General features: G+C 68.5%; 12 protein-coding genes. 11 read left to right on the forward strand and 1 reads right to left on the reverse strand.

All coding sequences use genetic code 11. The annotated features are described in order from the left end of the window. Positions 1-236 precede the first annotated feature (236 nt). From benA to P3W75_RS30660, 7 genes are all read left to right on the forward strand, one after another. Positions 237-1,601: a benzoate 1,2-dioxygenase large subunit gene (benA, locus tag P3W75_RS30630; RefSeq protein WP_276231085.1), complete on the forward strand. Its 1,365-nt coding sequence runs from the start codon at positions 237-239 to the stop codon at positions 1,599-1,601. Beyond that, positions 1,601-2,086, forward strand: a complete 486-nt coding sequence (gene benB, locus P3W75_RS30635; RefSeq protein WP_430765429.1) for a benzoate 1,2-dioxygenase small subunit — start codon at positions 1,601-1,603, stop codon at positions 2,084-2,086. Before benA ends, benB begins: the two co-directional genes overlap by 1 nt. A gap of 10 nt (positions 2,087-2,096) precedes the next feature. Continuing rightward, positions 2,097-3,110 (forward strand): benzoate 1,2-dioxygenase electron transfer component BenC, encoded by a 1,014-nt coding sequence (gene benC, locus P3W75_RS30640; protein WP_276231087.1) that lies wholly within the window; start codon positions 2,097-2,099, stop codon positions 3,108-3,110. A gap of 234 nt (positions 3,111-3,344) precedes the next feature. Beyond that, positions 3,345-4,118 (forward strand): 1,6-dihydroxycyclohexa-2,4-diene-1-carboxylate dehydrogenase, encoded by a 774-nt coding sequence (locus P3W75_RS30645; protein WP_276231088.1) that lies wholly within the window; start codon positions 3,345-3,347, stop codon positions 4,116-4,118. 156 nt (positions 4,119-4,274) lie between these two features. After that, on the forward strand, positions 4,275-5,600 hold the full coding sequence (locus P3W75_RS30650) for an MFS transporter (protein ID WP_276231089.1): 1,326 nt from the start codon (positions 4,275-4,277) through the stop codon (positions 5,598-5,600). 80 nt (positions 5,601-5,680) lie between these two features. Further along, a complete protein-coding gene (locus tag P3W75_RS30655) occupies positions 5,681-7,186 on the forward strand; it encodes an amidase (RefSeq protein WP_276231090.1) in 1,506 nt (501 codons plus the stop codon). A 46-nt stretch (positions 7,187-7,232) separates the two neighbouring features. Further along, complete coding sequence (locus P3W75_RS30660) at positions 7,233-8,579, forward strand: OprD family outer membrane porin (protein WP_276231091.1); 1,347 nt, start codon at positions 7,233-7,235, stop codon at positions 8,577-8,579. 9 nt (positions 8,580-8,588) lie between these two features. Here P3W75_RS30660 and P3W75_RS30665 read toward each other — a convergent pair whose 3' ends face one another. Then, a complete protein-coding gene (locus P3W75_RS30665) occupies positions 8,589-9,461 on the reverse strand; it encodes a LysR family transcriptional regulator (RefSeq protein WP_276231092.1) in 873 nt (290 codons plus the stop codon). 153 nt (positions 9,462-9,614) lie between these two features. On the opposite strand from P3W75_RS30665, the gene P3W75_RS30670 reads away from it, so the two are divergent. The 4 genes from P3W75_RS30670 to P3W75_RS30685 all read left to right on the forward strand — a co-directional run bounded on the left by P3W75_RS30670 (position 9,615) and on the right by P3W75_RS30685 (position 13,406). Next, complete coding sequence (locus P3W75_RS30670; protein WP_276231093.1) at positions 9,615-10,736, forward strand: muconate cycloisomerase family protein; 1,122 nt, start codon at positions 9,615-9,617, stop codon at positions 10,734-10,736. 37 nt (positions 10,737-10,773) lie between these two features. Beyond that, a complete protein-coding gene (gene catC / locus P3W75_RS30675) occupies positions 10,774-11,064 on the forward strand; it encodes a muconolactone Delta-isomerase (protein ID WP_015477003.1) in 291 nt (96 codons plus the stop codon). Positions 11,065-11,115: 51 nt separating this feature from the next. Next, complete coding sequence (catA, locus tag P3W75_RS30680) at positions 11,116-12,039, forward strand: catechol 1,2-dioxygenase (RefSeq protein ID WP_276231094.1); 924 nt, start codon at positions 11,116-11,118, stop codon at positions 12,037-12,039. A gap of 167 nt (positions 12,040-12,206) precedes the next feature. Continuing rightward, a complete protein-coding gene (locus P3W75_RS30685; RefSeq protein WP_276231095.1) occupies positions 12,207-13,406 on the forward strand; it encodes a benzoate/H(+) symporter BenE family transporter in 1,200 nt (399 codons plus the stop codon). Positions 13,407-13,634: the final 228 nt, after the last annotated feature.

Here is a 13,634-nt window from a genome sequence, read left to right on the forward strand (position 1 = left end):
TTCCAGTGGATCATCCGCGCACGCCGAAACGCCCCCGTCCAGCAGGCCGAGCCCCGCAGGATGGCGTTGCGCGAAGCGATACCCATCGCCGCCACTGAGCCGGCCCGCGCCTACGCCGCACCTGCCGCCCCCCTCCCTGCAAAAAGCGGATAGCGCTCTGCACAAAGCGGATATTGCCCCCGCCACCCCAGCCCTAACCTGAGCCTGCCTGAACAATAACAACGGAGGCCCCGGCCATGACCCTGGGTATCGACTACTTGCGTTCCCTGCTTGAAGAAGACCCCGCCAAGGGCGTCTACCGCTGCAAGCGCGAAATGTTCACCGACCCGCGCCTGTTCGAACTGGAGATGAAACACATCTTCGAAGGCAACTGGGTCTACCTCGCCCACGAAAGCCAGATTCCCGAGAAGAACGACTTCCTGACGACCATGATCGGTCGCCAGTCGATCTTCATCGCGCGCAACAAGGAAGGCCAGCTCAACGCCTTCCTCAACGCCTGCAGCCACAAGGGCGCCATGCTCTGCCGGCACAAGTCGGGCAATCGCTCCAGCTACACCTGCCCTTTCCACGGCTGGACCTTCAACAACTCCGGCAAGCTGCTCAAGGTCAAGGACCCGGCCGAGGCCGGCTACCCGTCGAGCTTCAACTGCGAAGGCTCGCACGACCTGACCCGCGTGGCGCGCTTCGAGTCCTACCGCGGTTTCCTGTTCGGCAGCCTGAGCGCCGAGGTCAAGCCGCTGGTCGAGCACCTGGGCGAGTCGGCGAAGATCATCGACATGATCGTCGACCAGTCCCCCGAGGGCCTGGAAGTGCTGCGCGGATCGAGCAGCTACATCTACGAAGGCAACTGGAAACTCACCGCCGAGAACGGCGCCGACGGCTACCACGTCAGCTCCGTGCACTGGAACTACGCCGCCACCCAGAACCAGCGCAAGCAGCGCGAGGCCGGCGAGGAAGTGAAGACCATGAGCGCCGGCGGCTGGGCCAAGCACGGCGGCGGCTTCTACTCCTTCGAGCACGGTCACATGCTGCTCTGGACCCGCTGGGCCAACCCCGAGGACCGCCCGGCCTTCGAGCGCCGCGAGCAGCTTGCCGCCGACTTTGGCCAGGCCCGCGCCGACTGGATGATCCAGAACTCGCGCAACCTCTGCCTGTACCCCAACGTCTACCTGATGGACCAGTTCAGCTCGCAGATCCGCATCGCCCGGCCGATCGACGTCAACCGCACCGAAATCACCATCTACTGCATCGCGCCCAAGGGTGAGAGCCTGGAGGCCCGCGCCCAGCGCATCCGCCAGTACGAGGACTTCTTCAACGTCAGCGGCATGGCCACCCCGGACGACCTGGAGGAGTTCCGCTCCTGCCAGCAGGCCTACCAGGGCAGCGCGCTGGGCTGGAACGACATGTCCCGTGGCGCCGCGCACTGGATCGAGGGCGCCGACGACGCCGCCAGGGAAATCCAACTGCACCCGCAGCTGTCCGGCGTGCGCACCGAGGACGAAGGCCTGTTCGTGCTGCAGCACAAGTACTGGCTGGACGCGATGAGCGAAGCCCTGGCCGCCGAACAGGCCAAGCGCATTCCGCTCGAGGAGGCCGTGTGATGAGCCGCTACGAAACCATCCGCGACTTCCTCTATCGCGAAGCCCGCTACCTCGACGACAAGGACTGGGACGCCTGGCTGGAGCTGTACGCCGCCGACGCCAGCTTCTGGATGCCGGCCTGGGACGACCGCGACGAGCTGACCGAAGACCCGCAGCGGGAAATCTCGCTGATCTGGTACGGCAGCCGTGGCGGCCTGGAAGACCGCGTGTTCCGCATCAAGACCGAGCGCTCCAGCGCGACCATGCCGGACACCCGCACCTCGCACAACATCAGCAACATCGAACTGCTCGGCGAGGCAGACGGCCTGCTGCGCGTGCGCTTCAACTGGCACACCCTGAGCTTCCGCTACAAGACCACCGACAGTTACTTCGGCACCAGCTTCTACGACCTCGACCTGCGCGGCGAGAACCCGCTGATCAAGGCCAAGAAGGTGGTCCTGAAGAACGACTACGTCCGTCAGGTCATCGACATCTACCACATCTGAGGTGGCCGCCATGAGCTATTCGATCGCACTGAACTTCGAAGACGGCGTCACCCGCTTCATCGACGCCAACCCCGACGAGACCGTGGCCGACGCCGCCTACCGCCAGGGCGTGAACATCCCGCTGGACTGCCGCGACGGCGCCTGCGGCACCTGCAAGTGCTTCGCCGAGGCCGGCCGCTACGACCTGGGGCAGGACTACATCGAGGATGCGCTGAGCGAGGAAGAAGCCGAACAAGGTTTCGTACTGACCTGCCAGATGCGCGCCGCCAGCGACTGCGTGGTGCGCGTGCCGGCCTCCTCGGACGTGTGCAAGACCCAGCAGGCCAGCTACCAGGCCGCCATCAGCTCGGTGCGCCAGCTCTCCGCCAGCACCATCGCGCTGTCGATCAAGGGCGAGGCGCTGAGCAAGCTGGCCTTCCTGCCGGGGCAGTACGTCAACCTGCAGGTGCCGGGCAGCGGGCAGAGCCGCGCCTACTCCTTCAGCTCGCTGCAGAAGGAGGGCGAGGTCAGCTTCCTGATCCGCAACGTGCCCGGTGGCCTGATGAGCAGCTTCCTCACCGGCCTGGCGAAGGCCGGCGACAGCCTCAACCTGGCCGGCCCGCTGGGCAGCTTCTACCTGCGCGAGATCAAGCGGCCCTTGCTGCTGCTGGCCGGCGGCACGGGCCTGGCGCCCTTCACCGCGATGCTGGAAAAGATCGCCGAGCAGGGCAGCGAACACCCGCTGCACCTGATCTACGGGGTGACCAACGACTTCGACCTGGTGGAGCTGGACCGCCTCGAAGCCCTGGCGGCGCGCATCCCCAACTTCAGCTTCGGCGCCTGCGTGGCCAACCCCGAGAGCAGCTACCCGCAGAAGGGCTACGTCACCCAGCACATCACGCCGGCGCACCTCAACGAGGGCGAGGTGGACATCTACCTGTGCGGCCCGCCGCCGATGGTCGAGGCGGTGAGCGCCTACATCCGCGAACAGGGCATCACCCCGGCGAACTTCTACTACGAGAAGTTTGCGGCGAGTGCGGCGTGAGCGGGTGGCTAAGAGCCCCTCTCCCTAACCCTCTCCCTGAAGGGAGAGGGGACCGTCCGTACCGCGGCGGAATTCGATGTTAGCCGGCTACCACGAAGCACTGATATTGGCCCGAGCATCGAACTCAGCCGGGGAGCACGAATAGCTCCCTCTCCCTTCAGGGAGAGGGCGGGGGGAGAGGGTAGCCGCCCCACGCACCCACTTCCCGGAACGCACTCCTTACGGAGATATGCCATGAACAGATTCCCCCACAAAGTCGCCCTGGTCACCGGCGCCGCCCAGGGCATCGGCCGCCGCGTCGCCGAACGCCTGGTCGAGGAGGGCGCCCGCCTGGTGGCGGTGGACCGCTCCGAACTGGTCCACGAACTGCAGGACGAACTCGGCCAGCGCGCCGAAGTGCTGACCCTGACCGCCGACCTGGAACGCTTCGACGAGGCCCGGCGCGTGGTCCATGAAGCCGTGCAACGCTTCGGCCGCCTGGACATCCTGGTCAACAACGTCGGCGGCACCATCTGGGCCAAGCCCTTCGAGCATTACGCCGAGCACGAGATCGAGGCCGAGGTGCGGCGCTCGCTGTTCCCCACCCTGTGGTGCTGCCGCGCCGCCCTGGAGCCGATGCTGGTGCAGGGCGCCGGCGTCATCGTCAACGTCTCCTCCATCGCCACCCGCGGAGTCAACCGCGTGCCCTACGGCGCCGCCAAGGGCGGGGTGAACGCGCTGACCGCCTGCCTGGCCTTCGAGACCGCCGAGCGCGGCGTGCGGGTCAACGCCACCGCGCCGGGCGGCACCGAGGCGCCGCCGCGGCGCATCCCGCGCAACGCCGCCGAGCAGAGCGCGCAGGACAAGGTCTGGTACCAGCAGATCGTCGACCAGACGGTGAACAGCAGCCTGATGAAGCGCTACGGCAGCATCGACGAACAGGTCGGCGCCATCCTCTTCCTGGCGTCCGACGAGGCCTCCTACATCACCGGCGTGACCCTGCCGGTAGGCGGTGGCGACCTGGGCTGAACCACGCACATTCGTAGGATGGATTGAGCCGAAGGCGATACCCATCGCCGGGGTTGATGGGTATCGCTGCGCTCAACGCCATCCCACGCAAAGACGGACCGCCCACGATGCGGCTCCAACGGCTTCTCGCACAACAACAAGAAAGAGAGTGACGCCATGCGGAAAATCGACGTACACGAGGTTATCGACAACGCGCCTTTCGGCCGCTTCCACTGGGTGGTCATGGCCTGGTGCGCCCTGCTACTGATCTTCGACGGCTACGACCTGTTCATCTACGGCGTGGTGTTGCCGGTGCTGATGAAGGAATGGGGCCTGACCCCGCTGCAGGCCGGCGCGCTGGGCAGCTACGCGCTGTTCGGGATGATGGCCGGCGCACTGTTCTTCGGCCCGCTGGCCGACAAGGTCGGGCGCAAGAAGGGCATCGCCATCTGCTTCGTGCTGTTCTCCGGCTTCACCGTGGTCAACGGCTTCGCTACCGGCCCCACGCAGTTCGGCGTGTGCCGCTTCATGGCCGGCCTGGGCATCGGCGGGCTGATGCCCAACGTGGTGGCGCTGATGAACGAATACGCGCCGAAGCGCCTGCGCAGCACCCTGGTGGCGGTGATGTTCAGCGGCTATTCGCTGGGCGGCATGCTCTCCGCCGGCGTGGGCATCTACATGCTGCCGCGCTTCGGCTGGGAGGCGATGTTCTTCGCCGCGCTGCTGCCGCTGCTCCTGCTGCCGCTGATCCTCTGGCAGCTGCCCGAATCGGTCGGCTTCCTGCTGCGCCAGGGGCGCACCGAACAGGCCCGCGCCATCCTCGCGCGCATCGCCCCGGAAGCCGGCGACCATACCTCTGAGCTATACTTGGGCGAAAACCGCCCTCAGGGCGCCCCGGTGCTGGCGCTGTTCCGCGAGGGGCGGGCGCTGCGCACCCTGATGCTATGGGTGGCGTTCTTCTGCTGCCTGCTGATGGTCTACGCGCTCAGCTCCTGGTTGCCGAAGCTGATGGCCAACGCCGGCTACAGCCTGGGGTCGAGTCTGTCGTTCCTGCTGGCGCTGAATTTCGGCGGCATGGCCGGGGCGATCCTCGGCGGCTGGCTGGGCGACCGCTTCAACCTGCCCAGGGTCGTGGCGCTGTTCTTCGTTGCGGCCGCCGTCTCGATCACCCTGCTGGGCTTCAACACGCCGATGCCGCTGCTCTACCTGCTGATCGGTGTGGCCGGCGCCACCACCATCGGCACGCAGATCCTGCTCTACGCCACCGCCGCGCAGTTCTATGGCCTGGCGATCCGCTCCACCGGCCTGGGCTGGGCCTCGGGCATCGGCCGCAATGGCGCCATCGTCGGCCCGCTGCTGGGGGGCTCGCTGCTGGCCATCGAACTGCCGCTGCACCTGAACTTCATGGCCTTCGCCATTCCCGGTGCGCTGGCGGCGCTGGCGATGTTGCTGGTCGGCCGCGGCGAGCGGCTGGTCGCGCCTGTGGCCCAGGCCCGGGCCTGAACCGAAATCGGCTGGGCGGGGCTGGCCATGCCGGCGCCCGCCGCAGGCTTCCGCGCTTTCGGGGGCCAAGGGGGATCACTATGCAACGCAGAGACTTCATGACCGGCGCCGCGGCCTTGTCCGCCGGCTTGCTGTTGGGCAGGAACGCGCTGGCCGCCAGTGCGGGGGATGGAGCGGCGGCGCCCGCGCTGCCTGAGGCGCCGCTGTGGCAGTGGCAGGCCTGCGAGCTGGCCGCCGCTATCGCTCGCGGCACAATCAGCAGCCAGGAAGCGGTGGAAAGCTGTCTCGGACGTATCGCCGAGGTCAATCCCGGGCTCAACGCCGTGGTCCACGAAATGCGCGACCAGGCCCTGAGCGCGGCGCAGCGCGCCGACCAGCGGCGGGACGGCGGCGTGCTGCCGCCGCTGCACGGCGTGCCGGTTACCGTCAAGGTCAACCAGAACGTCGCCGGCCAGCCCAACACCAACGGGCGGCTGGCGCGCCGCGACAACATCGCCGCCGACAACAGCCCGGTGGTGCAGAACCTGCTGGACAATGGCGCGGTCATCATTGGCCTGACCAGTACGCCGGAGTTCTCCTTCCGCTGGTACACCGAAAGCCCGCTGTACGGCCGCACGCTGAACCCCTGGCGCGCCGACATCACCCCGGGCGGCTCCAGCGGCGGCGCGGCCTCGGCCGTGGCTTCGGGAATGTGCCCGATCGCCCACGGCAACGACATCGCCGGCTCCATCCGCTACCCGGCCTATGCCTGCGGCGTGGTCGGCCTGCGCCCCAGCGTCGGACGCATTCCCACCGGCCTCGGCCTGGGCTTCGCCGGGCAGCAGATCGCTACCCAGGGGCCGCTGGCGCGCAGCGTGGCCGACGCGCACCTGGCGTTCCAGGCGATGGCCAGCAGCGGTGGCGCCGACCCCAACTGGGTGCTCCCCGGTGCCGCGCCCGAGGCCCGCGAGAAGCGCGTGGTCGGCCTGGTCAGCGAACTGCCCGGCATTCCCCTCGAGGCGTCGGTGCGGGACAACCTGGCGGCGGTGGCGAAGATGCTCGAAGACGCCGGCTACCGCGTCGAGCCGGTGAGCCTGCCGGACCACGAGCTGGCCACCCAGACCTGGCTGCGCCTCGTCATGACGGAGATCCGCCTGCAACTGCTGCCCGTCATGCAGCGCGAGGGCAGCGATGCGCTGCGGGCCGCTGTGCAGGGCATGCTGGAGGCGACGTCGGAGACCGGCCTGGACGGCTACGTCGCCGCGCTGGCCACCCGCAACGACCTGCGGGTCAAGTGGCGTGCGCTGTTCCAGCGCTACGACGCGCTGATCGCCCCGGTGTCCGCCAGCGCGCCGCTGCCCTGGGGCCTGGATGCCCAGGGCGGCGAGGCGATGGCGCGGATCATGCGCCAGCAGGCGGTCCTGATGAGTGTCGCGCTCAGTGGCCTGCCGGCGCTCAGCGTGCCCACCGGCCTGCAGGGCGAGCGCCTGCCGGCCGGCGTGCAGGTCATCGCCGACCTTTTCCGTGAGGACCGTTGCTTCCAGGTGGCCGCCGTGATCGAGGCGGCGGCGCGGATGCCGCGCGCCTATCCGACCGGGCCCGCCTGAGCGCCCATGCCAGACGACAACAACAATAATGAAGAGGCATGACCCGATGCACGCAAGCGAAACCCGGGCCCGGCGCTTCGCCGGCCCCCTGGCGCTGCTGGCGCCCTTCACCGCCGAACTGGCCCTGGCCGACGAGCGCCGCCTGTTCGAAGACAGCTCGCTGGTGCTGAACACCCGCCACTGGTACTCCCATGAAATCGCCCGCAAGGACAGCTACTTCCGGGTGCCCGACGACGAGGGCGGGCGCCCGGTGCGCGACCGCGTGGCCTGGCTGCAGGGCCTGAAGCTCGACTACCGGTCCGGCTACAGCCAGGGGGAGCAGGGCCTGGGCATGGACTTCTCGCTGTACGGCGCGGTGGCCCTGGAGCGCAGCCGCGAAGCGGTGGCCGGCGGCAGCACCCGCCTGCTGGCAGAGCGCGACGGCGAGGTGGTGGACCAGTGGGGCAAGGTGGGCATCGCCGCGCTCAAGCTGAAAGCCGGCGCAACCGAGGCGAAGCTCGGCCGCCAGCAGGTCCGTACGCCGGTGATGAGCTACGCCGACACCCGCACCCTGCCGGCTTCCTTCGATGGCTTCTCGCTGCAGAGCCATGACCTGCCCGGGCTGACCTTCAAGGCCGGGCACTTCCAGCGCGCCACGCCGCGCACCGGCGCCGGCAGCCAGGACCTGAGCCTGACCTTCACTACGCGCCTGGTCGAAAGCGACTGGCTCGCCTATGCAGGGGGCGACTACCGCCTCGGCGAGCGGGGCCGGGCCTGCCTCTACCTGTCGCGCTTCGACGACGTCTGGGACCGCACCTACGCGGGCTGGGCACAGCGCTACCGCCTGGGCGAACTGGACCTGGGCCTGCGCCTGGACTTCTATGACACCCGCTCCAGCGGCCGCGAGAACGCCGGGCGCATCAGCCAGCGGGCCTACGGCGCCAGCATCACGCCGGGCTATGCCAACCACACGCTGAAGCTGGCCTTCCAGCAGATCAATGGCGACGAGTACTTCGACTTCCCCGCCGAGTCCAACGCCTTCGACCTGCCCAACGCCATGCTCTCGTACTACAACGGGCCCAACGAGCGCTCCTTCCAGGTCAGCTACGGCACCGACTGGACGCCCTACGGCCTGCCGGGCTTCAAGAGCCTGCTCTGGTACGTCAAGGGCTGGGGCATCGATGGCAGCGGCTACGACGGCGGCCCCCGCGCGGCCTATGGCTCGGTGCTGGGGCAGGAGGGCGAGAGCCATTACGAGGTCGGCGGCCTGCTCAGCTACGCCGTGCAATCCGGCCCGCTGCGTGGCGTCGGCCTGTCCACCGGCTACATCTGGCACCGCGCCAGCGCGGGGCAGATCGAGGGCAACCTGGAGGAGTTCCGCTTGATCATCGACGCGCCCCTGAGGTTGCTCTGAATGACCCGCTCAGTGGTTGACCTGCTCGATCAGCGCCAGGCAACGCTGGACCATGGCGCTGACATCGCCGGCGCGGCGGCTGAGCACGATCGGCGACACCGCCTCGGGCTCCAGCACGCTGGCGTAGCCGATGTCCGGGCGGTGCTGCTGCTGCACCGAGGCCGGCACCAGGGCCACGCCCAGGCCGGCGGCGACCAGGCCGATGGCGGTCTGCAGCTCGTTGGCCCACTGCGCCACGCGGATGCCCAAACCGTGGTTGGCGAACAGCGCCAGCACGTGGTCGGCGTAGCTGGGGCGCGGGTTCGCCGGGTACAGCACGAAGGGCTCCCGCGACAGGCGCTCCAGGCTCACCGGCCCGCCCAGCAGCGGGTGCCCGGCGGGCAGCACCGCCACCAGCGGGTCCTCGCGCAGCACCTGCTGGTGGATCGCCGGGTCGTCGAAGCGCATGCGCCCGAAGCCGATGTCGATGCGCCCGCTCTTCAATGCGTCGACCTGCTGCAGGGTGGTCATTTCCTGCAGGCCCAGCTCCAGTTCGGCGTCGCCGCGCAGCTCGCGGATCAGCTCCGGGAGCACCGCGTAGAGCGTCGACGGGGCGAAGCCGATGCCCAGCCACTGGCGCTGGCCCAGGCCGATGCGGCGGGTGTTGTCGCAGATGTTGCGCAACTGCTCCAGCAGGGTGCCGCTCTGCTCGTAGAAGAAGCGCCCGGCCTCGGTCAGGCGCAGCGGCCGGCCGCGCTCCAGCAATTCGACCCCGAGCAGTTCCTCGAGTTGCTGGATCTGCCGGCTCAGCGGCGGCTGGGCGATGTGCAGGCGTTCGGCGGCGCGGGTGAAGTTGAGGGTTTCCGCCACCGCCTGGAAGTAACGCAGGTGTCTGAGCTCCATGATACCTCCAGGGTATGGAACGAGAGGGCAACGATATTGGACTGCCCGTCGCCGCCGGCGCAATCCTTCGACGTGCAAGAAAACCCCTGGAGGGTATCGGCCGCGACAGACGGCCGGGCCCTGACAAGCAGCCTAGCGTGAATGGAACCTGACATGACCCAAGTCCTGATCGAACGCCTCGAAGCGATCATCGTCGACCTGCCGACCATCCGCCCGCACAAGCTGGCGATGCACACCATGCAGCAGCAGACCCTGGTGATCCTGCGCCTGCGCTGCAGCGACGGCATCGAGGGCCTCGGCGAGGCCACCACCATCGGCGGCCTGGCCTACGGCAACGAGAGCCCGGAGAGCATCAAGGCCAACCTGGAGGCGCACTTCGCGCCCCTGCTGATCGGCCAGGACGCCAGCAACATCAACGCCGCCATGCAGCGTCTGGACAAGGCCATCAAGGGCAACACCTTCGCCCGCTCGGCGGTGGAAACCGCGCTGCTCGACGCCCAGGGCAAACGCCTCGGCCTGGCGGTCAGCGAACTGCTCGGCGGCCGCGTGCGCGATGGCCTGGAAGTGGCCTGGACCCTGGCCAGCGGCGACACCGCCCGCGACATCGACGAGGCCGAGCGCATGCTCGACCTGCGCCGCCACCGCATCTTCAAGCTGAAGATCGGCGCCAACCCGCTGGAGCAGGACCTCAAGCACGTGGTGGCGATCAAGAAGGCCCTGGGCGATCGCGCCAGCGTGCGCGTGGACGTCAACCAGTACTGGGACGAATCCCAGGCCATCCGTGGTTGCCAGGTGCTCGGCGAGAACGGCATCGACCTGATCGAACAGCCCATCTCGCGGATCAACCGTTCCGGCCAGGTGCGCCTGAACCAGCGCAGCCCGGCGCCGATCATGGCCGACGAGTCCATCGAGAGCGTCGAGGACGCCTTCAGCCTGGCCGCCGACGGCGCCGCCAGCATCTTCGCCCTGAAGATCGCCAAGAACGGCGGCCCGCGCGCCGTGTTGCGCACCGCGCAGATCGCCGAGGCGGCCGGCATCGCCCTGTACGGCGGGACCATGCTCGAAGGCGCCGTCGGCACCCTGGCCTCGGCCCACGCCTTCGTCACCCTCAAGCAACTGACCTGGCACACCGAACTCTTCGGCCCGCTGCTGCTGACCGAGGAAATCGTCACCGAAGCGCCGGTGTACCGCGACTTCCAACTGCTCGTACCGAACGCCCCGGGCCTCGGCCTGAGCCTGGACGAGGAGCGCGTCAAGCGCTTCCGCCGCCCCTGAATCGCGCGCCTGAAATCGAGATAGAGGAGAACAACCCATGCTCTTCCACGTGAAGATGACCGTGAAACTGCCCGTCGACATGGACCCGGCCAAGGCCGCCCAGCTCAAGGCCGACGAGAAGGAACTGGCCCAGCGCCTGCAACGCGAGGGCAAGTGGCGCCACCTCTGGCGCATCGCCGGGCACTACGCCAACTACAGCGTCTTCGACCTCGCCAGCGTCGAGGAGCTGCACGACACCCTGATGCAGCTGCCGCTGTTCCCCTACATGGACATCGAGGTCGACGGGCTCTGCCGCCATCCGTCGTCGATCCATGCCGACGACCGCTGAAACGTCCCTGAACGACAACCCCTTGCACAAGAACAAGACGAGGTGAAGATCATGACCGTGAAGATTTCCCAGACTGCCGAGATCCAGAAGTTCTTCCAGGAAGCCGCCGGCTACGGCAACGACAACGGCAGCCCGCGCCTGAAGCAGATCATCCTGCGCGTGCTGCAGGACACCGCGAAGCTCATCGAGGACCTGGAAGTCACCGACGACGAATTCTGGACCGCCGTCGACTACCTGAACCGCCTGGGCGGCAGCTGCGAAGCCGGCCTGCTGGTGGCCGGCCTGGGCGTCGAGCACTTCCTCGACCTGCTCAACGACGCCAAGGACGAGCTGGCCGGCAAGACCGGCGGCACCCCGCGTACCATCGAAGGCCCGCTGTACGTGGCCGGCGCGCCCATCGCCGAAGGCGAAGTGCGCATGGACGACGGCAGCGAGGATGGCGTGGCCACCCTGATGCTGCTGGAAGGCCAGGTGCTCGACCTCGACGGCCAGCCGATCGCCGGCGCCACCGTCGACCTGTGGCACGCCAACACCAAGGGCAACTACTCCTACTTCGACCAGAGCCAGTCCGAGTACAACCTGCGCCGGCGCATCATCACCGACGCCGAGGGTCGCTACCGCGCCCGCAGCATCGTGCCCAGCGGCTACGGCTGCAACCCGCAGGGCCCGACCCAGGAATGCCTGGACCAGCTCGGCCGCCACGGCCAGCGTCCGGCGCACATCCACTTCTTCATCTCGGCGCCGGGCTACCGTCACCTGACCACCCAGATCAACCTGTCGGGCGACCAGTACCTGTGGGACGACTTCGCCTACGCCACCCGCGACGGGCTGGTCGGCGAGGTCAACTTCGTCGAGGACGCCAATGGCGCTCGCCGCGCCGAGCTGGAATTCAGCTTCCAGCTGCAGAAGGCCGCCAGCGCCGACGACGAGCAGCGCAGCCAGCGCCCACGCGCACTGCAGGTGCAGGGCGCCTGAGCCCTCTACCGCGGCGCGATCCATTGCGCCGCGGTTTCCTGTAGGAGCGCCCCATGGGCGCGATTCGCGGGCATGGCCCGCTCCTGCAGGTCCTCCTCCCGAGCCTCGCTCCGCCGGCTTGCCGGCACGGCGAAGCCATGCGTGCAAAACAAGAAAAGTGAGGCGCCATGAAAGACCTCATCCGCGACTTCTCGCTGTCCGCCCTGGTGGCCGGCCTGATCGCCACCCTGATTTCCTACGCCGGGCCCCTGGTGATCGTGTTCCAGGCGGCAAAGAGCGCCGGCCTTGAGGACGCCGTGGTGTCGTCCTGGGTCTGGGCGATCTCCATCGGCAGCGGTGTGCTCGGCATCTTCCTCAGCCTGCGCTACAAGGTGCCGCTGGTGATCGCCTGGTCGGCGCCGGGCTCGGCGCTGCTGGTGGCGCTGCTGCCGGGCATCAGCCTGAACGAGGCGGTCGGCGCCTACCTGGTGTCGAGCCTGATCATCTTCCTGGTGGGTATTTCCGGGGCCTTCGATCGCGTGGTCGGCAAGCTGCCGCCGGCGATCTCCGCGGCCATGCTGGCGGGTATCCTGTTCAGCTTCGGCACCCAGTTGTTCGTTTCGCTGCAGAACAAGCCGGCGCTGGTCCTGGCGATGTTCGTCGCCTACCTGCTGGGCAAGCGCCTGGCGCCGCGCTACGCGGTGGCCCTGGTGCTGCTGGTGGGCTGCGCCATGGCCATCGGCGGTGGCCAGCTGAACGTCGAGGCACTGGTGATCGGCCTGGCCACGCCGCAATGGATCGCCCCTGAATTCAGCCTGCACGCGCTGCTCAACATCGCCCTGCCGCTAGTAGTGGTGGCACTTACCGGGCAGTTCGTGCCGGGCGTCGCGGTGCTGCGCAACGACGGCTACCAGACCCCGGCGCGCCCGCTGATCGCCAGCAGCGCCCTGGGCACCCTGCTGTTGGCGCCGTTCGGCTGCCACGGCCTGAACCTCGCCGCCATCACCGCGGCCATCTGCACCGGCCGCGAGGCCCACGAAGACCCGGCGCGGCGCTATGTCGCCGGCGTGGTGGGCGGCGTCGCCTACCTGCTGCTGGGGGTGTTCGGCGCCACCCTGGTGTCGCTGTTCAGCGCCTTCCCCCATGAACTGGTCGCCGCCCTGGCCGGCCTGGCCCTGTTCGGTGCCATCGGCGGCGCCCTGGCCGGCGCCATGGGCGTGCCCGAGGACCGCGAAGCGGCGCTGATCACCTTCCTGGTGACCGCCTCGGGCATGTCCTTCCTCGGCCTTTCGGCGGCCTTCTGGGGCCTGATCTTCGGCCTGGCCACGCACCTGTTGCTGGTGCGCCGCCGCGCCGGCCAACCCGAGACGCGCGCCGCGCGCGCCTGAGCACCCGGCAATGGCAAGCGGGCGTCCGGCCGGGACGCCCGCCCAAGGCAAGCCGGCGATGGAACCCGGGCAGGGGCGGTTGAAGCGGAAACGCCCCCCAGCTCCCGTCGCCGAACCCGACGATTCCCGCCCTGCGCTTGGCCGCGGCCCTCCGGTCGCTCGGCAGGGGATCGCACACCCATAAAAACAAGAGACAACCCATGAGCAATCGCATGTGCGTGACCGCCG

The sequence above is a fragment of the Pseudomonas citronellolis genome (assembly GCF_029335315.1).
GTDB classification, from domain to species: domain Bacteria; phylum Pseudomonadota; class Gammaproteobacteria; order Pseudomonadales; family Pseudomonadaceae; genus Pseudomonas; species Pseudomonas citronellolis_A.

Excerpts from the sequence above, each read along its gene's own strand:
- benA (WP_276231085.1), top strand. The coding sequence starts at position 237 with ATGACCCTGGGTATCGACTACTTGCGTTCCCTGCTTGAAGAAGACCCC.
- benB (WP_430765429.1), top strand. The coding sequence starts at position 1,601 with ATGAGCCGCTACGAAACCATCCGCGACTTCCTCTATCGCGAAGCCCGC.
- benC (WP_276231087.1), top strand. The coding sequence starts at position 2,097 with ATGAGCTATTCGATCGCACTGAACTTCGAAGACGGCGTCACCCGCTTC.
- P3W75_RS30645 (WP_276231088.1), top strand. The coding sequence starts at position 3,345 with ATGAACAGATTCCCCCACAAAGTCGCCCTGGTCACCGGCGCCGCCCAG.
- P3W75_RS30650 (WP_276231089.1), top strand. The coding sequence starts at position 4,275 with ATGCGGAAAATCGACGTACACGAGGTTATCGACAACGCGCCTTTCGGC.
- P3W75_RS30655 (WP_276231090.1), top strand. The coding sequence starts at position 5,681 with ATGCAACGCAGAGACTTCATGACCGGCGCCGCGGCCTTGTCCGCCGGC.
- P3W75_RS30660 (WP_276231091.1), top strand. The coding sequence starts at position 7,233 with ATGCACGCAAGCGAAACCCGGGCCCGGCGCTTCGCCGGCCCCCTGGCG.
- P3W75_RS30665 (WP_276231092.1), bottom strand. The coding sequence starts at position 9,461 with ATGGAGCTCAGACACCTGCGTTACTTCCAGGCGGTGGCGGAAACCCTC.
- P3W75_RS30670 (WP_276231093.1), top strand. The coding sequence starts at position 9,615 with ATGACCCAAGTCCTGATCGAACGCCTCGAAGCGATCATCGTCGACCTG.
- catC (WP_015477003.1), top strand. The coding sequence starts at position 10,774 with ATGCTCTTCCACGTGAAGATGACCGTGAAACTGCCCGTCGACATGGAC.
- catA (WP_276231094.1), top strand. The coding sequence starts at position 11,116 with ATGACCGTGAAGATTTCCCAGACTGCCGAGATCCAGAAGTTCTTCCAG.
- P3W75_RS30685 (WP_276231095.1), top strand. The coding sequence starts at position 12,207 with ATGAAAGACCTCATCCGCGACTTCTCGCTGTCCGCCCTGGTGGCCGGC.